Below are 17,870 nucleotides of genomic sequence, written 5' to 3' on the forward strand. Positions count from 1 at the left end.
GTACCCACGGACCGCAGACGCGGCGCGCTGCTGGAGATCTGTTCCTCTGCGCTGCCCGCTCCGTCGACGCTCTCGTCGGCGGAGCTCAGGGCCGGGGGCGCTTGAGGTAGGCGACGAGGTTCTCCGTGCCGGACGGACCGGGCACGACCTGAACGAGCTCCCAGCCGTCAGCACCCCACTGGTCGAGGATCTGCTTGGTGGCGTGGGTGATGAGGGGGACGGTGACGTACTCCCAGACCGTCGGGGCGCCGGAGACGTGGTCGGATGATGCAGTCATGGATCTCAGCCTAGAGCCCGCTGCGAGGCGCCGGAAGTCCGAGCGCGCCCGGGCGCCGGCCGGCTCAGGAGGCGCAGCGCACCCGGGCCAGGATGCGGGGCGCGCGGCGGGCGTGGATCTCGGCGACGAACTCGTCGTCCTCACGCTGGAGCCACAGCCCCCAGTCGTCGACCTCGGGGAAGCGTCGCAGCAGCGCCCGCCTCTCCCGCTCGGTCAGCCCTCCCCAGACGCCGAAGCTGGACTCGGAGTTGAGAGCCTCGGCCAGACACTCCATGCGAACCGGACAGGCGAAGCACAGTGATCTCGCGTCGCGTTGCTCAGCCCCCTTGCCGAAGAGCTGGTCGGGCTCGACAGTTGCGCACGCCGCCCTGGCCGCCCAGGTCTGGTCGTCTTGAGTCATGCTCACTCCCGATTCATTCAACGGCCGACGCCGTTGTCGGTCACGTCACAGCCGTTACCGTATGGCAACCGGGCGCCGCACACCAAATCCCATTTCTGTCGTCCAGCCGGCTTCGGCGACGCAGAGCTCCGCAAGACCGGCGCCCACCACCGCATTCAAGGGGAGTTCTCTGATAGCGAGCCAATTACTGAACGTCGGGCTCCTCGAGATCTCACCTTTCGCAAGGTTGGAAAATCCAGTTCTCACGGCCGCAGGACCACCTCCGGTCCACCAACGTCGTCGGCGGACCGTGACCCCGCCGCAACCCGTTCCTGAAGATCTCTTGAGAAATCTCTGAGGGTTGGGCGCCGTCTCGCCATGCGGTTGATCCGCGCCGCTTGTGACCTCCTGCTGCCGGGCGACCATCGACAGTCGCCGACGACGCCCGGCCGGCTCCTCCTCCCGTTACCTTGTTGGTGGTCCCGGGTGGTCCGGGGCTGGGCCAGCTGCTGTGGGCATGATGTCTTGCCCCTGTCTTCTAATGATCCGGGGGGTGTTGTCACCCGCGGCAGCCGGGCGCTGGTGACCGCTGATAAGGGGAACGACCCGCTGCGTGTGAGGTCTTTCGTAACGTGGGTGCGGGACCGGTCGTCCACCGGCTGACCCTCACCCATGCAGCGAGAGGTGGCAGGAGAGATGGATATCGAGGACATCGACGTCTTCATCGGCATCGACGTCGGCAAGAGCGAGCACTGGGCCACGGCCCTGAGCCGGGACGGGCAGAAGGTCCTCGACAGGGCCCTGCCCAACGACGAGGACCGGCTGCGTGAGGTCTACCAGCGCCTGCAGGCAAAGGGGCAGGTGCTGGTGGTGGTCGACCAGCCCGCCACCATCGGGGCCCTGGCGGTGGCGGTGGCTCAGGACATGGGCATCACCGTGGGCTACCTGCCCGGGCTGTCGATGCGCCGCATCGCTGACCTGACGCCGGGCAGCGCCAAGACCGACGCCAAGGACGCTGCCGTCATCGCCGGCGCAGCCAGGACCATGCCTCACACCCTGAGAGCCGTCAGCGCCTCGGAGGAAGAGGCTGCGGCGCTGAGCATGCTGACTGGCTTCGACCTGGACCTGGCCCGCCAGGTCAACCAGACCGCAAACCGGATCCGGGGCCTGTACACCCAGATCCACCCCGCCCTCGAGGCCGTGGTGGGGCCCTGGCTGGAGCACGACGCCGTCTTGGAGGTCGTCGCCGCCTGGCCCACTCCAGCCGATCTGAAGCGAGCGGGCAAGGCAAGGATTGACGCCAGGCTCAAGAAGCACGGGTGCAGGCGGCACGCCACCTGGGCCGGCCAGATCGTCTCGGCCCTGGAGCACCAGACCGTGGTGGTCGCCGGCACCGACGCCGCCGCAGTGGTGCTGCCCCACCTGGCTAGGCAGCTCATCTCCCTGCACGCTCAGCGGGCCGATGTCGCAGCCCAGGTCGAGACCCTGGTGCAGGCCCACCCTCTTTACCAGGTCCTGACCTCCATGCCCGGGATCGGGGTCAGGACCGCAGCCGTCTTCCTGGCCGAGACCCTGGGCAAGACCTTCGACGCCGGAGCCCAGCTGGCCTCCTACGCCGGGCTCGCTCCTGTCACACGTCGCTCCGGCTCATCGATCCGTGGTGAGCACGTCTCCCACGGCGGCAACAAGAGGCTCAAGCGCGCCATGTTCCTGTCCGCCTTCGCCTCACTGCGCTCCGACCCCGTCTCCCGGGCCTACTACCAGCGCAAACGCAACCAGGGCAAACGCCATAACCAGGCCGTCCTCGCCCTGGCCCACCGCCGCATCCTGACCCTGCACGCCATGATCCGCAACGGCGCACTCTACGACCCCCAACCAGCCACGAAACTACCCACCGCCGCTTGACACACCACATAGGGGCACCCCCCTGTCCGGAGGGGCGCTGGAGGGTCACCGGAGGGCCTCCAGAGGGTCATCAAGGCAGTCTCCTAGGGTCTTCTCAGGGCGAGGGGGGTCTACGCCACTGCATCCTCCGAGCGATTCCACGTAGGCTGGCGCCATGGCGAACTCCTCTGCGCGCGGACGCTCTCTGACACCACCCCAGGTCGTCTCGATGCTCGTGGTCTTTCTGGCACTGTCGGGCGTCGGCGGGGTCCTGTCCGCGGGCTTCGCCACTCCCTTCGTGGGCGTCACGGCGGCCCTGACCAAGGCCTCCGCCGAGCTCTTCGAGGAGCTCCCCAGCGACTTCAACGTCCAGCAGCCCAGCCAGATCTCGACCCTCCTGGCGTCCGACGGGAGCGAGATCGCTCAGTTCTACGCGGAGAACCGCATCGTGGTGCCCCTGAGCGAGATCTCGGTCAACATGCAGAACGCGATCGTCGCTGTGGAGGACCAGCGCTTCTACCAGCACCAGGGGGTCGACCCCACCGGCATGGTGCGCGCCCTGGTCTCCAACAACTCGGGCGGCTCGCGCCAGGGCGCCTCGACCCTGACGCAGCAGTACGTGCGCAACACGCTCATCGAGACCGGCCTGAAGAACGATGACCACAAGATCATCAAGGACGCCACCGAGAGCACCGTGGCCCGCAAGCTGCGGGAGATGAAGTTCGCGCTCAGTCTGGAGCAGAAGTACTCCAAGCAGCAGATCCTCGAGGGCTACCTCAACATCGCCGCCTTCAGCCCCTCCACCTACGGGGTGGAGGCCTCCTCGCTGCACTACTTCAACAAGCACGCCAAGGACCTGACGGTGGCCGAGGCCGCCCTGCTGGCCGGGACGACCAACGCCCCCAGCGCCTACGACCCCGAGTCCCAGCCGGAGCTGGCCAAGAGCCGTAGGGACTGGGTTCTGTCCAAGATGCTGGAGGAGAAGTTCATTACCCAGGAGCAGTACGACGAGGCCGTCAACTCCGAGATCCAGCTCAATGTTCAGGAAGCACCTGCCGGCTGCGGTGCCGCGGGCAGCTACGCCTACTTCTGCACCTACGTGGTCAACGAGATCCTCGGCTCAGAGAACTTCGGGCCCGACGTCGCCTCTCGCCGCCAGCTCCTGACGCGCGGCGGACTGAAGATCACCACCACCCTGGACCTCCAGCGGCAGAACGCCGCCGACAGCATCATTCAGGCCAAGACCCCGATCGGGGACTCCGACGGGGCCAACTCCACCATCGTCTCGGTCGAGCCCGGCACGGGAAAGATCCGGGCCCTGGCTCAGAACACCACCTATGAGGACTCCCAGCTCGTCTTCGCGGCAGACGCCAAGCACGGTGGGGTCGAGCTCCCCGATGGAAACGTCGGCTTCCAGCCAGGTTCGACCTTCAAGGCACTCATCCTGGCCGAGTGGCTCAAAACCGGCCACACGGCCGCCCAGACGGTGAACGCGTCCGCGCCAAGAACCTATCCGCCCAACACGTTCAACATTCCCTGCGCCCCTGAGCTCGCCGCCAGCTCCTGGACCGTCAACAACGTGGCCGGCACCAACGCCGGCGTCATGACTGTCCGAGACGCCACGAAGCAGTCCATCAACGTGGGCTTCACCGAGATGCTCAAGCAGCTGGACGTCTGCGACGTCACGCAGTTCGCCGCTTCGATCGGCGTCACCAAGGCGGACGGCAGCCAGCTGGATCCCGACCCCTCGCTGGCCCTGGGCGCCAAGCCCGTGCCGCCACTCAGCATGGCCAACGCCTACGCCACCTTCGCCTCCGGCGGCAAGTACTGCAAGCCCATCGCCATCGACTCGATCCTGGACGCCAGCGGCACCTCCATGGCGATTCCCAGCGCCGACTGCACCCAGGCCATGGATCAGAACGTCGCCGATCAGACGGCGATCACGCTCCAGGCCACCTCGGAGTCCGGCGGTACCGCCAAGGACGCCGGAATCGGCAGGGCGATCGCGGGCAAGACCGGAACCACGGATGAGGCCGAGAACGCCTGGTTCGTGGGCTTCACCCCGCAGCTGTCCACCGCGGTGTGGATCGGTGACGCCAAGGAGAGCAACAAGAGCCTCGCGGGCAGGACTATCGGTGGCCAGTACTTCGCCAGAATGTACGGTAGCGATCTGGCCGTGCCGATGTGGCGCGACTACATGTCGCAGGCCCTGGCGAATGACCCGGTCCTGCCCATCCCCTCCCACTAGTGGGCACCGGTCACCCGGCACCGATGAACACACGCAACAACTGAACAGAAGAGGACCTGACTCTCTATGACGCCCTCCCCTGCCGGCCGCACGGCCCTGTCCGTCGTCGGCACCACCGTCGCCCTGGGCGCGGCCACGCTGGCCTACAGCCTCATTGAGGCCCGGTGCCCCGTCCTGCGACGCATCGACGTGCCGGTCCTGGCCGCCGATGAGGAGCCTCTCACGGTGCTGCACCTGTCCGACCTGCACCTGACCGACCACACCGAGGCGAGGGTCGAGTGGGTGCGGCGCCTGGCGGACGTGCAGCCTGACGTCGTCGTCAACACCGGGGACAACCTGTCCCTGTCCTCCGGGCTGGAGCCGCTGCGGCGGGCCCTGGAACCGCTGACGGGTCTGCCCGGCGCCTTCGTCATGGGCGACCACGACTACCGCACCACCGTGTTCCGCCTGCCCACGCGCTACCTGCACCGAGACCCGCGCAAGGCCTCCAGCCGCGTCCGCGAGGAGGACATCGAGGCCCTGCCCTGGGAGGAGGTCCGCGATCTGCAGGCGGCCGGCGGCTGGGCGGACCTGACCAACCGGCGCGGCTCCCTCACTGTGCGCGGGCGGCGCATCGAGCTGGTCGGCGTCGACGACCCGCACGCCAACCGCGACGTCCTCCCCCTCCCCCGGGCCGCCGGCGATACGTCGGGTTCGGCGGCCTCGGCGCTCTCCCTGCCGGCGATCCGCGACCGTGAGGGCCGGGCCCTGCGGCTGGGGCTCACGCACGCCCCCTACCGGCGGGTCCTGGAGGCGATGTCGGCCGACGACGTCGACCTGGTTCTGGCCGGGCACACGCACGGCGGGCAGCTGTGCGTGCCCGGGTTGGGGGCGCTGGTGACCAACTGCGACCTGGACCCGGGGCGCGCCTCCGGGCTGTCGCAGTGGCCGGGCCGGCTCGGGGACCCACGGGCGGCCGACCACATGTACCTGCACGTCTCGGCCGGGCTGGGCACGAGTCCCTTCACGCCCGTGCGCCTGGCCTGCCGGCCCGAGGCCACGCTGCTGAGGCTGCTGCCGGCGCAGTAACGACTGCCTGGCGACTCCTGACCGAGCGCGCCACCAACGTCGACCAAGACTTCATAGATGACGCGGAGCCGTGTCGTCTATGACGCTTTGGTTGATCCGGTGGGCTCAGAGGACCGTCGGCGGACCCTCAGTGCTGGTTCTCAGTGCCGGCAGTCAGTGGCGCCAGCGGGCGAAGCCGCCCTCGGAGCTGATGACCTGCCCGGTGATCCAGCGGGCCTCGTCGGTGAGCAGCCAGGTGATGAGTCGGGCGGCGTCGTCGGGCTCGCCCCAGCGGCCCTGGGGGAACATGGCGGCCGTCGCCCGGCGGTCCGCCTCGGTGACGTAGCCGGTGTCGACGGGGCCGGGGTTGACCGTGTTGACGGTGATGCCGACGTCGATGAGCTCATCGGCGATCGTCAGGGTGACGCCAGCGATGGCGGCCTTGGCGGCGGCGTAGGCGACCTCCCCGGGCAGGGGCCCCAGGCCCTGACCGGAGGTGAGGAAGACGATGGCGCCGTGGCGCCGCCCGGCGCGCTGCGGGGCCGGTGCGGCGAAGCCGTCCTGGCCGGCGAAGGCCTGCGCCAGGAGGATGGAGGCGCGGGCGTCGACGGCCCAGTGGGCGTCCAGGATGGCCTCGGTCGTCTCGGCGAGCGGGCCGTCGGGGCTGCTCATCGCCTGGTTGCACACGAGGGCGTCGAGGTGACCGGCCCCGGCCACGGCCTGCTCGACGACGCGAGCCGGCTCCCCGGGGGCGGCCAGGTCGGCGCCGATGTCGATGAGCCGGGCCGGGCCGACCAGGTGGGTGCGGATGGAGGCCATGACGGCCTCGACGTCGTCGGCACCCCAGGGCTGGGAGGCGTCGTGCGGGCGGTAGTGGTGGGCGACGACGCTCGCCCCGTAGTCGGCGGCGCGGCAGGCGATGGCGTGGCCGATGCCGACGCGGCGGCTGACGCCGGTGACCAGGACCGTGCGGCCCGCCAGGGGCAGCGGGTCGCGGCCGGCGGGGAGGGCGTTACTAAGGACGTCACCGTCGGGGCGAGGCGGATGCTGAGCGTCGGCGGTCATGCCCGCCAGTCTAGGAAGGGTGCACGTCACTGGGGAGATCTCCCCATGGGGATCGTTGATGCTGCTGCCACGCAGGGCGCATTGGTGTCGCAGCCCTGCCCTATTCTCGGCCCCATGAGCACAGCGACCATCACGCCCTGGAGCGCGGAGCAGGTCACCGCACTGGCGCCTGACAACCAGGTCGCCACAGCCGGCCTCAAGCTGGCCTCGCCCACCACGTGGTCGGACACCGGCGTGCACGAGGCGCTGGCGTGGGGCAGCGCCTCAGGCTCGGGCAAGCGCCCCTACCGGGTGTGCGTGGACCTGTCCGGTCCGGCCTTCAAGTGCTCCTGCCCCAGCCGTAAGTTCCCCTGCAAACACGCCATCGGCCTGCTGCACCTGTGGAGCCGGGGCGAGGTGAGCGACGGGGAGCCGGCCGCCTTCGCCGTCGAGTGGATGGAGGGACGCACTAAGCGCACCCAGCAGAAGGCCGCCCGGCAGCAGGCCGCGAACGATCCCGATGACCCGGATAGGGCCGCCGCTGCGGCCAGGAGCGCGGCCTCACGCGCCCGTACCCGCGAGCGACGCATCACCGACGGACTGGCGGACCTCGACCGGTGGCTGACCGATCAGCTTCGGGAGGGACTGGCCAACGGGTCTGCCCAGCGTTCCAAACAGCTGACCGCCTTCGCCTCCCGCATGGTCGACGCCCAGGCCCCCGGCGTCGCCCGGCGCCTGAACACTGTGTCGAGGCTGAGTATCTCCTCTCCCGACTGGCCCGAGCGGCTCCTCGACGAGCTCGGGATGCTCCACCTGCTCATTCGGGCCTGGAACCGCCGTGAGCAGCTTCCCGAGGATCTCGTGGCCACGGTCCGTTCCCACCTGGGAATCACCGTGCGCACCGAGGATGTGCTGGCCTCACCCGGCGTCAGCGACACCTGGGTGGTCGTCGCCGGCCGAGACTCCGTGGAGGGCAAGCTCACCGAGCGCCGCCTGTGGCTCTACGGCACAACGACCCACCGCTGGGGACTCCTCCTCTTCTTCTCCCCTGTCTCCAGCGGTTTGCCCACCACCCTCGTTCCTGGGACCCGGCTCGACGCCGTCGCACACGTCTACCCGGGCCGCGGCCAGCTGCGCGTGGTCCTGTCCGACAAGCATCCCGCACAGCCGGTGACCGGATGGGAGCCCGAGACCATGGGAACGGTTGCCGCACGGGAGATCTGGAGGCGGGCCATCGCCGCGGACCCGTGGGTGGAGGCCGTACCGGTTCTGGTCTCCGGGCGTTTTCAGCTGCTCGACGGCGGCAGTCTGGCGATCGGGGACTCCGATGGAGTGCTGCCGATCATCACCCCCGGTGACGCCCGGTGGGTCCTGCCGCTCCTGACCGACGGGGACGAGGTCACGATCGCCGGCGAGCTCTCCACCGAGGGTCTGTGGGCTCTGAGTGTTCTGACTGCCGGAGAGGTGCGTGCCCTGTGAGTGACCTGTCCCCGTTGGCCCAGGCTGCAGTCCTGGGCACCAGCACGCGCCCCTTCTCCCCCAGTGCGCTCCCCGGAGCCGTCGCAAGTACGCTCCCGCCCCGCCAGAGAGGTTCCCAGGACGCGGACAGGACCAGCGATGCACAGAACGGTACGGACGCACTCCTGGATGCGGGCGCCGCCTACGGCGCGGTGCACCGCGCCATGATCCCGCAGGCTCCCTCCGCCCGGGATACCGGCTGGGCGACGTCGTCGCGCCCCCTGGCGCCGAAGGCGCTGTGCTCCGCCCTGGAGCAGATCCTCGTCAGCAAGCCGCAGCAGCAGCTGCTGGCCACGGCGCTGGAGCTGGTCACCGAGCGCGGCTGGCGGCTGCCGGCCCCACTCCTGGTGCGCGTCCTCAACGAGGCCGCCTACAAGCACGAGAACCGCGACGTGGTTCTCGGCATCATCGACGAGCGCGCTGCGGCAGTGCTTCGTGCTCATCCGGTGTGGGGCAAGCGGGTCGAGCCCCTGGTGGACCTGCTCAGTCATGGCCCCGGTAACGCTCCCGGTGGTGCGTCGGGCAGTACCGGAGACGACTCCGTGTGGCGGCTGGGCACCACCACCCAGCGGCTCACCTACTTCAAGCAACTACGCGCCCAGGACCCGGTCGCCGCACGGGCTCTTCTGGTAGCGGGGTGGGACAGGGAGAAGGCCGAGGCCCGTCAGGGGATCGTCGAGGCGCTGGCCACCAACCTGAGTGAGGCGGATCTGCCCCTTCTGGAGATGGCCCTGACGGACCGTTCCGCTGGCGTGCGCCAGGCGGCGGCGAAGGTGCTCCTCCACCTGCCCGAATCCGGGCTGGTCCAGCGTGCCGAGGCCCTCGCCGCCTCCCACATGAACGTCACCAAGCGGTTCCTGCGCACCACTCGGGTGGATTGCCGGCCCATCGAGGTCACCGAGGAGATCCTGCGCGATGAGTACGACGAGAGGAACACCGGGGACCCGGCCCGGGCCGACGTCGGCCCTGCCTCCGCCAGAAGAGCGGCAGCCGGGTACCCGCCCGGGCTGCTGGAGGAGGTGGTCGGGCGCGTCCCGGTGGACCGCTGGCCGGCTCTCATCGGACTATCTGCCCGGAGGCTCCTCGAGGCCGAGGTGACCTTCGACGGCAAGCCGTTGGACCTGCGCGAGGCCCTGTTCACCGCGGACCGTCGCAGCAGCGGAGCCCTTATTGAGGCCTGTACGGCCGACGCCTTCAAGCGGGGCGATGTCGATACCTTCACCGACATGCGCCGCTACTGGCGCAAGCCCTACTGCGCAAAGCACTCCCGTCGAATGGTCTCCTACCTCCGGTCCACCCTCGGCTCACACCGGATCGAGGACATCGGCTACTGGGCCTCCCAGGAGGCCGCCGGTCTGCCAGTCTCCTGCCACGCCGAGGTCCTCCCCGAGGCACTGTCCATGATGGAGGCTGTCCGCGACTCCGGCTCGACGGCGTCCGTCGTGACCGACACCGTCGAGGGCCTGCGCCTGCGACTCCAGCTGGAGGCCCTGCGCGAGCCCGCCCCCCTGATCCGCGTACCGAGTCCTGCAGCATCCATCGCATATCCGCTGCACTGTCCACCCCACCGACCACCCACCTCACCAGCCCCGGAGGAGACCCCGTGACCAGTCCCCAGTCCAGTAGCACCAGCACGAGCACTGAGAACGCGCCCCTGCTGCGCCCGCACGCCGAGCAGCGCTATGCCGATGAACTCGCCGCTCTGGCGCGTGTCGACGGGCGCACCCGGCCGGCGAGCTGGAGGCTGTCGCCGTGGGCGGTGGTCACTTACCTCATGGGCGGCACGCTGGAGGACGGCACCGTCATCACCCCGAAGTACGTCGGCAACCGGCGCCTCATCGAGGTGGCCGTGGCGACCCTGGCCACGGACCGGGCCTGCTTCTGCTGGGAGTGCCCGGCACGGCGAAGTCCTGGGTGAGCGAGCACCTGGCCGCCGCGATCAGTGGCACCTCCACCCTCCTGGTGCAGGGCACGGCGGGAACCTCGGAGGAGGCGGTGCGCTACGGATGGAACTACGCCCGCCTCCTGGCCGAGGGCCCCTCGCAGGCGGCACTCGTCCCCTCCCCCATCATGACGGCCATGGGGACGGGCAGGATCGCCCGGGTCGAGGAACTCACCCGCATGCCCTCAGACGTTCAGGACGCCCTCATCACCGTGCTCAGTGAGAAGACCCTGCCGGTGCCGGAGCTGGGCACCGAGGTGCAGGCGCACGGGGGCTTCAACCTCATCGCCACCGCCAACGACCGCGACCGCGGCGTCAACGACCTCTCTGCGGCGCTGCGGCGTCGTTTCAACACGGTGGTCCTTCCGCTGCCGGCCTCGGCCGAGGAGGAGGTGAGCATCGTGGCCCGCCGCGTGGAGGACCTCGGTTCGGCGCTCCAGCTGCCGCCCGCCGAGGGCGCCCTGGAGGAGATTCGTCGCGTGGTCACCGTCTTCCGCGAGCTGCGTCAGGGCGCGACCGAGGACGGGCGCACGAGTCTGAAGTCGCCGTCGGGCACCTTGTCCACGGCAGAGGCGATCTCGGTGGTCACCAACGGTCTGGCCATGAGCGCCCAATTCGGCGACGGCGTCCTGCGGCCCTCGGACGTGGCCGCCGGCATCCTCGGGGCGGTGGTGAGCGACCCGGTGGCCGACCAGGTTGTGTGGTCGGAGTATCTGGAGGCCGTGGTCCGCGAGCGCCGCGACTGGGCCGACTTCTACCGCGCCTGCCACGAGGTGGGGCAGTGACCGTCAGCGCCGAGGTCACCGAGGAGGCCGGCACAGCGGTCGACCCTGCGGACACCACCGAGGCGGGTGCCGGGGCTACTGCCGCCAGGGACGACGCTCAGGATTCCCGCCCGCCCGTGCGGGTCCTGGGGATCCGTCACCACGGTCCGGGCTCGGCACGGGCGCTTCTCGCCGCGCTGGAGGACTACCGGCCGGACTGTGTCCTCATCGAGGGCCCGTCCGACGCCAATGACCTCATCGAGTGGGCGGGTCGGGGCCTGGAGCCACCGGTGGCCCTGCTCGCCTGGGACAACACTGACCCTTCGACGGCCTCGTTCTGGCCGATGGCCGTCTTCTCCCCCGAGTGGCAGGCACTGTCCTGGGCTGCGAAGCACGGGGCCGAGGCCCGTTTCATGGATCTGCCAGCGGCCGCTGTCCTGGCCGCCCGGAAGGCCGAGCGGGAACGGGCCCGGACGGAGGGTGACGCCGAGACTGCCGAGCAGCACGTCGAGGAGAAGGTCGACAACGCGGACGGCCCGAGCGACTGGGACACGACTGAGGGCTCTGGGGAAGGCGATACCGGCGATGTCACGGTGGAGGACGCCGGCCGTCCGGTGCGCACCGACCCGATCGGGGAGCTGGCGCGCCTGGTCGGTTACGAGGACCCGGAGGCCTGGTGGGAGGACGTCGTCGAGCTGCGCATGGAGGGCGATCCCTTCAACGCGCTGACCGAGGCGATCGGCCTCCTGCGGGAGGCGTCCCCGGAGACCGATGAGTCCACGCTGCGCCGCGAGGCGCATATGCGCAAGGTCCTACGGGCGGCCCGGAAAGCGGGGCATGAGCGGATCGCCGTCGTCTGCGGGGCCTGGCACGCTCCGGCGCTGGCCGGAAAGCCGCCGAAGGTCGCACAGGACAACGCCCTCCTCAAGGGCATGGCGAAGGCGAGGACCTCACTGACCTGGGTGCCGTGGACACACCGGCGCCTGGCCGGCGGCAGCGGCTACCGCGCCGGGGTGGACTCCCCGGGCTGGTACCACCTGCTCTTCACCGCCCAGGACCGTCCGGTCGTACGCTGGCTGACGCAGGTGGCCGCGTCGTTGCGTCGTCAGGACCTGCCGGTCTCCTCGGCCCACATCATCGAGGCCGCACGGTTGGCGCAAAGCCTCGCCGCGCTGCGTGGGCGCCCGATGGCCGGCCTCGACGAGCTGAACGAGTCGGTCCTATCGGTCATGTGCGAGGGCAGCGCGGTGCGAGCCGCCGCCGCGACCCGCGAGGTCCACATCGGCGAGGCGCTCGGCACCGTGCCCGACGGCGTCCCCATGGTCCCCCTGGACGCGGACCTGCGCTCGACCGCCAGGAGTCTGCGCATGGCACTGGCGGCGACCCCCAAGACGCTCACCCTGGACCTGCGCAAGCCCCGGGACCTGGCCAAGTCCCAGCTGCTGCGACGCCTGGCGATTCTCGGGATCACCTGGGGAAAGCGGCTGCGGGCGGTCTCGAAGGGCACCTTCAAGGAGGTCTGGGAACTCGAGTGGGACCCGGAGATGTCCGTGCAGGTGGTGGAGGCAGCAGCCTTCGGGACCACCGTGGCCTCCGCCGCCGGGCACGCCCTGCTGGCCGCCACCGATTCACTGCCGCAGGTGACCCGGTCGGTGGAGAAGGCTCTGGAGGCCGGTCTGTCCGACGTCGTGCCCGAGCTGCTGCGGATCCTCGACGAGCAGGCCGCACGTGAGATGGACATCGTCCAGCTACTGGGCTCGGTGCCAGCACTGGCCCGTTCCCAACGCTACGGGGACGTGCGCGGCACGGACTCATCCAGCCTGGCGGCGGTGACCCGCGCCGTCCTGGTGCGCGGGTGCGCAGGGTTGCCGGCGGCGGCCGCGAACGTGGACGCTCAGGCGGCCCGCACGCTGCGCACCACAATCGACGAGGTCCAGGGCGTCATCGGTCTCCTGGACGAGCGGGCCGCGGCGCTGTGGAACGGCGCCCTGCGCTCCGCCCTGGCCACCCGCAGCCTCCCCGGCCTGCTGGCCGGGCGCATCACTCGGATGCTCCTGGACGCCGGGGAGCTGGCGCGAGAGGACGCCGCCCTGAGACTGTCCCGAGCGTTGTCGCAGGGCACGCAGCCCGAGGAGCAGGCCGAGTGGATCGAGGGGTTCCTCGCGGGCGACATCCTGCTGCTCAGCTATGACAACAGCCTGCTCGAGGTGCTTGACGAGTGGTTGCGGCGCATCGGGGACCAGGCCTTCGTCGACGTCCTGCCCGCGCTGCGACGGGCCTTCGGCCAGTGGTCGAGCCCCCACAAGACGGATCTGGCCCGGCAGGTCCGCGACCTCGCCTCCTCCGTCGCAGGCGGAGGCGAGCCGGAAGCTCTCAACGACGTCGACGCGGTTCTGGACACGGTGAGCATGATCCTGGGAGGTACCCGATGAGTGCGCGCGACCACTCCGACCAGACGGATCAGACGGTTCAGGCCAACCGGACCGACGACGTCGAGCCCACCACCATCGAGCAGCGCTGGCGCCTGGCCCTGGGTGTGGACCCGAGCGGCTACCCCACCTCCCTGTCTGACGGACACAAGGCGATGGACACGGCGCTGGCGGACCTGTACGACGTCGACCCGCAGGACAAGGGACGCGGGAGCCTGAGTGGTTCCGCGCCTCACGTGGCGCGCTGGCTGGGGGACATCCGCAGGTACTTCCCCTCCCGGGTGGTGCGGGTCATGCAGAACGATGCCATCGACCGCTTGGGGATCAAGGCGCTCCTGCTGGAACCGGAGGTCCTTCAGGGCGTGGAGCCCGACGTGCACCTGGCGGCAACGCTGGCGACCCTGTCGGAGATGATTCCGCAGGAGGCCAAGGCGACGGCCCGCACGGTCGTCGACAAGGTCGTCAAGGAGGTGGAGGAGCGGATCGCCGATCGCCTCCAGCAGTCGGTGCGCGGCGCGCTGGACCGCTCCACGAGGACGTCTCGGCCCCTGCTGGCCGATATCGACTGGAACCGGACCATCGCCGCGAACCTCAAGAACTATGTGCCCGAGCTGGGCACGGTCGTCCCGGAGAGGCTCATCGGGCATGGCCGGCGCCATCGGGGCATCCAGAAGGAGTTCACCATCTGCATGGACCAGTCCGGGTCCATGTCCTCCTCGGTCGTCTACGCCTCCATCATGGCGGCGGTCATGGCCTCGATCCGTTCGCTTCGCACGACGCTCGTCGCCTACGACACCACCGTGACGGATCTGACGCCGCTGCTGTCAGACCCGGTCGATGTCATTTTCGGGACCCAGCTCGGCGGCGGCACGAGCACCTCGCCGGCCATCGAGTACTGCCGGCAGACGATCACGCGGCCCACGGACTCGGTGTTCATCCTCATCAGCGACCTGTACGACTCCGACCCGAAGCAGATGCTGGCCAAGGTGGGGGAGCTACTGAGGAGCGGCGTGCAGGTCGTCGCGCTGCTCGCCCTGAGCGACGACGGCGTCCCCGGCTACAACCATGATGTCGCCAAGCAGCTGGCCGAGATGGGCGTGCCGGCCTTCGGATGCACGCCGGACGCCTTCCCCGACCTGCTGGCGGCCGCGATCCACGGTGAGGACCTGGGCAGGTGGGCCGATGAGCAGGCGGCTGCGGAGGCGAAGGGGACCTGAGCCGCCCGGAGGGCGCTGGACGTAGGCCGGTCGGGTCAGAGCGCGGTGCGCTCGAGCTCGCGCGCGAAGGCCTCGTGGTTGGCCCGCGAGGACAGGACGAAGCGGATGAGCTCGAGGCGGCCGACGGCGTCGGGCTCGGTGAGGGAGCGCTGCTCGACGGCGCGGGCTCGGGCGACGGCGATCTCGGCAACCTGCGCGATGGGCCAGCCGTAGACGCCGGCGGAGACGGCCGGCAGGGCGATGCTGGCGCAGCCCAGGTCGATGGCCAGGCCCAGGGAGCTGTCGAAGCAGGCCCGCAGCAGGGCGGGGTCTTCCTCACCTGCATGACGGTTGGGGCCGACGGTGTGGATGACCCAGGCGGCGGGCAGGTCGAATCCGGGTGTGGCCCCGGCGCGGCCGACCGGCAGTCCATCGGGCAGCTCGGTGTCGCGCAGCTTCTGGCAGGCATCGAGCAGGCTGGGGCCGGCGGCGCGGTGGATGGCGCCGTCGACTCCCCCGCCGCCCAGGAGGGTGCTGTTGGCGGCGTTGACGATGGCGTCGACCTTCTCGGCGGTGATGTCTCCGACGACGGCCTCAATGCGCATGGTGACTCCTCTGCTCCGCTCTCCTCGGGCGGATCTCCTCGGTATCCTCAGCTCCGGCCCGGAGCTCCGGGGCTCCTGCGGTCCGGGTGCGGAGACGAGCCGGGACTCGACGGCGACCGGACCGCCCGCGACCAGCCTGTCACAGGCACCGGCGGGCGCCAACCGGGCTCCGACTCCGGAAGGCGCCGAACACTGACGTGACGGATGACTCAGCAGCTCCGATTTCCTCCCCGCGGTGGGTGGAGGCTATGCTGTCGCCTGCTGCACACGGGGTGTGGCGCAGTTTGGTAGCGCGCTTCGTTCGGGACGAAGAGGTCGTGGGTTCAAATCCCGCCACCCCGACCATTGAGTCAACACTCAAACCCACGTCATGGAAGCCCCATGACGTGGGTTTTTGCTTGTTTTTGCTGGATTTTAGGGCAGCAAGGTCATCATCTGGCAGACCGTGCAAGCCTGGCCCTTCTGGCGCCGAGACGACGAAGTCACTTGGCTGGTTCAATGTGACTTCGTCGTCTCCAGAGGCTTCCAGGCTGTCGCTATCTCCTACCTCCACACCCTCTTTGCTCAGGCACGGCTCTCCTCCTCTCACCCCCAGCACCCCATCAAACGGTGGCTGGTAGCGCGCTATCGCAGTGAGCAGCCCGGTCTCGTCGTCTGGTGTGATGTACACCTTGTCGAAGAGCACGTGGTTGAGCATGCGCCGGATGTGCTCAGGAGCCTGCCGGTAGGCGGTGTCCATGTGCTGGGCAATATCTAACGCTTGCCCAACCAAGACCTGTCGCTCTGTCATCTCACCCTCCAGCCCCGTCATCTGCCGCTCCACGCCGCGCAGCTCACGGCTTATCCGGCTTTGCTCACGCTTGAGGACGTCAAGCGGAATGGCGTCGGCGTAGTGAGCTTGGAGGAGCTTGTCTCGCTCCCGTTCGAGCCGTCGCTGCACGGTCTTCGCTTCCGTCAGCCGCTGAGTCGACTCCGCTACCAGCATGGCCAGCTGCCGCCGCAAGGCAGTTTCGAGGATAGCTCGTTGCCCAGGCCGCAACGCCACTCGGTCATAGAGCCGAACGATCTCATCCTCAATCTGCTCCGCCAGCGTTGCCCGAAACGAGCACTGCGGCTGCTTCTTGGAATGCCGCCCCAAGCAGACGAAGTACTCATACACCACACCGCGGGGCTTCACATTCGTCGGTAGTGCCCCGTAGTGTGGTGTAGCGCGGTGGTTGGGCTGCTGTTGGTGGCAGCGCGGTCACCGTGTGATCCTTCGAGGAATCTCCTACAACCCACTCGAACGGAGTCATCACGATGACCGCTCCTCATATTGTCGACCCTGAGCGCCTTCTTGGCGAGGCTCTTTCTCAGGCCTCCCCAGACCTGATGCGTAGCCTGCTTCAGACGGTGATCAGCTCCTTGCTGAGCGCCGAGGCTGACGCGGTGTGCGGTGCCGAGTACGGTCAGGCCAGCCCCGAGCGCCGGGCTCAGCGCAATGGCTACCGGCACCGGGACCTGGACACCCGGGTCGGCACGATTGACGTGGCTGTCCCCAAACTGCGCACCGGCTCATACTTCCCCGACTGGCTGCTTGAGCGCCGCAAACGGGCGGAGTCGGCGCTGATCACTGTGGTTGCCGACGCCTACCTGGCCGGGGTCTCCACACGGCGCATGGACAAGCTGATAGGTACTTTGGGCATCAATTCGCTGTCGAAGTCACAGGTCTCACGTATGGCGGCCGAGCTCGACGAGCAGGTCGCCTCCTTCCGCAACCGGCCCCTGGGCGATGCAGGCCCATTCACCTTCGTGGCGGCCGACGCCCTGACCATGAAGGTCCGCGAAGGTGGTCGCGTGGTCAGCGCGGTGGTCCTGACCGCTACCGGGGTCAACGCTGACGGACATCGCGAGGTCCTAGGACTGCGGGTAGCCACCACCGAGAGCTCGGCGGCCTGGAACGGGCTGCTCGCCGACCTGGTGGCCCGGGGGCTTACGGGGGTACGGCTTGTCACCTCTGACGCCCACACGGGCCTGGTTGAGGCCATCGCCGCGAACCTGCCCGGAGCGACCTGGCAGCGCTGTCGCACCCACTACGCCGCTAACCTGATGACCGTGGTTCCCAAGAGTCTGTGGCCCGCTGTCAAGGCCATGCTCCACTCGGTCTACGACCAGCCCGACGCAGCAGCCGTCGAGGCTCAGTTCGACCGCCTCCTGGACTACGTCCACACGATCCTGCCCGAGGCTGCCGACCACCTCGACGCCGCACGAGCCGACCTGCTGGCCTTCACTGCCTTCCCTGTCGAAGTATGGAGACAGATCTGGTCCAACAACCCCCAAGAACGCCTCAACAGAGAGATCCGCCGCCGCACCGACTCAGTAGGTATCTTCCCCAACAGAGACGCCATTATCCGCCTGGTTGGCGCCGTCCTGGCAGAGCAGACCGATGAGTGGACCGAAGGACGCCGCTACCTCAGCCTCGACGTCCTCAACCGCAGCCGGAACCTACCCAACGCCCCCTCCCTCACCAGCTAACAACCACACTCCACGAAGACCTC

At 69.2% G+C, this 17,870-nt stretch carries 15 protein-coding genes and 1 tRNA gene; 12 read left to right on the forward strand and 4 right to left on the reverse strand.

The window, feature by feature from the left end:
• Positions 1 to 85: 85 nt before the first annotated feature.
• Complete coding sequence (locus EL340_RS09845; RefSeq protein ID WP_126414434.1) at positions 86 to 277, reverse strand: Sp36 family protein; 192 nt, start codon at positions 275 to 277, stop codon at positions 86 to 88.
• Positions 278 to 341: 64 nt separating this feature from the next.
• On the reverse strand, positions 342 to 677 hold the full coding sequence (locus tag EL340_RS09850) for a WhiB family transcriptional regulator (RefSeq protein ID WP_126414435.1): 336 nt from the start codon (positions 675 to 677) through the stop codon (positions 342 to 344).
• Positions 678 to 1,352: 675 nt separating this feature from the next.
• On the opposite strand from EL340_RS09850, the gene EL340_RS09855 reads away from it, so the two are divergent.
• From EL340_RS09855 to EL340_RS09865, 3 genes are all read left to right on the forward strand, one after another.
• The gene (locus EL340_RS09855; protein ID WP_126413232.1) at positions 1,353 to 2,561 is read left to right on the forward strand and encodes an IS110 family RNA-guided transposase; all 1,209 of its coding nucleotides are present in this window, start codon (positions 1,353 to 1,355) and stop codon (positions 2,559 to 2,561) included.
• A 154-nt stretch (positions 2,562 to 2,715) separates the two neighbouring features.
• A complete protein-coding gene (locus tag EL340_RS09860) occupies positions 2,716 to 4,788 on the forward strand; it encodes a transglycosylase domain-containing protein (RefSeq protein WP_126414436.1) in 2,073 nt (690 codons plus the stop codon).
• Positions 4,789 to 4,854: 66 nt separating this feature from the next.
• On the forward strand, positions 4,855 to 5,856 hold the full coding sequence (locus EL340_RS09865) for a metallophosphoesterase (protein ID WP_126414437.1): 1,002 nt from the start codon (positions 4,855 to 4,857) through the stop codon (positions 5,854 to 5,856).
• A 153-nt stretch (positions 5,857 to 6,009) separates the two neighbouring features.
• Here EL340_RS09865 and EL340_RS09870 read toward each other — a convergent pair whose 3' ends face one another.
• Positions 6,010 to 6,900 (reverse strand): SDR family oxidoreductase, encoded by an 891-nt coding sequence (locus EL340_RS09870; RefSeq protein ID WP_232022990.1) that lies wholly within the window; start codon positions 6,898 to 6,900, stop codon positions 6,010 to 6,012.
• A gap of 114 nt (positions 6,901 to 7,014) precedes the next feature.
• On the opposite strand from EL340_RS09870, the gene EL340_RS09875 reads away from it, so the two are divergent.
• The 6 genes from EL340_RS09875 to EL340_RS09895 are packed head-to-tail and all read left to right on the forward strand — an operon-like array spanning position 7,015 to position 14,749.
• Complete coding sequence (locus EL340_RS09875) at positions 7,015 to 8,358, forward strand: SWIM zinc finger family protein (RefSeq protein WP_126414438.1); 1,344 nt, start codon at positions 7,015 to 7,017, stop codon at positions 8,356 to 8,358.
• Positions 8,355 to 10,004 carry a DUF5691 domain-containing protein gene (locus tag EL340_RS09880; protein ID WP_232022991.1) on the forward strand — a complete coding sequence of 550 codons (1,650 nt, stop codon included), beginning with the start codon at positions 8,355 to 8,357 and terminating at the stop codon, positions 10,002 to 10,004. The genes EL340_RS09875 and EL340_RS09880 overlap by 4 nt, the downstream gene beginning before the upstream one ends.
• The gene (locus EL340_RS15475) at positions 10,001 to 10,315 is read left to right on the forward strand and encodes a hypothetical protein (RefSeq protein WP_232022992.1); all 315 of its coding nucleotides are present in this window, start codon (positions 10,001 to 10,003) and stop codon (positions 10,313 to 10,315) included. Before EL340_RS09880 ends, EL340_RS15475 begins: the two co-directional genes overlap by 4 nt.
• Positions 10,288 to 11,124: an ATP-binding protein gene (locus tag EL340_RS09885; protein WP_232022993.1), complete on the forward strand. Its 837-nt coding sequence runs from the start codon at positions 10,288 to 10,290 to the stop codon at positions 11,122 to 11,124. Before EL340_RS15475 ends, EL340_RS09885 begins: the two co-directional genes overlap by 28 nt.
• Positions 11,121 to 13,535, forward strand: a complete 2,415-nt coding sequence (locus EL340_RS09890) for a DUF5682 family protein (RefSeq protein WP_232022994.1) — start codon at positions 11,121 to 11,123, stop codon at positions 13,533 to 13,535. Before EL340_RS09885 ends, EL340_RS09890 begins: the two co-directional genes overlap by 4 nt.
• Positions 13,532 to 14,749: a VWA domain-containing protein gene (locus EL340_RS09895; protein WP_126414439.1), complete on the forward strand. Its 1,218-nt coding sequence runs from the start codon at positions 13,532 to 13,534 to the stop codon at positions 14,747 to 14,749. The genes EL340_RS09890 and EL340_RS09895 overlap by 4 nt, the downstream gene beginning before the upstream one ends.
• Before the next feature lie 35 nt (positions 14,750 to 14,784).
• Here EL340_RS09895 and EL340_RS09900 read toward each other — a convergent pair whose 3' ends face one another.
• Complete coding sequence (locus EL340_RS09900) at positions 14,785 to 15,333, reverse strand: O-acetyl-ADP-ribose deacetylase (protein WP_126414440.1); 549 nt, start codon at positions 15,331 to 15,333, stop codon at positions 14,785 to 14,787.
• A 268-nt stretch (positions 15,334 to 15,601) separates the two neighbouring features.
• Here EL340_RS09900 and EL340_RS09905 point away from each other — a divergent pair.
• The 3 genes from EL340_RS09905 to EL340_RS09915 all read left to right on the forward strand — a co-directional run bounded on the left by EL340_RS09905 (position 15,602) and on the right by EL340_RS09915 (position 17,847).
• Positions 15,602 to 15,678: transfer RNA gene (locus EL340_RS09905), tRNA-Pro, on the forward strand.
• 415 nt (positions 15,679 to 16,093) lie between these two features.
• On the forward strand, positions 16,094 to 16,522 hold the full coding sequence (locus EL340_RS09910) for a hypothetical protein (RefSeq protein WP_126414441.1): 429 nt from the start codon (positions 16,094 to 16,096) through the stop codon (positions 16,520 to 16,522).
• 110 nt (positions 16,523 to 16,632) lie between these two features.
• A complete protein-coding gene (locus EL340_RS09915; RefSeq protein ID WP_126414336.1) occupies positions 16,633 to 17,847 on the forward strand; it encodes an IS256 family transposase in 1,215 nt (404 codons plus the stop codon).
• The last annotated feature ends 23 nt before the right edge of the window (positions 17,848 to 17,870 follow it).

It is taken from the genome of Actinomyces viscosus (assembly GCF_900637975.1).
In the GTDB taxonomy this organism is placed as follows: Bacteria; Actinomycetota; Actinomycetes; order Actinomycetales; family Actinomycetaceae; genus Actinomyces; species Actinomyces viscosus.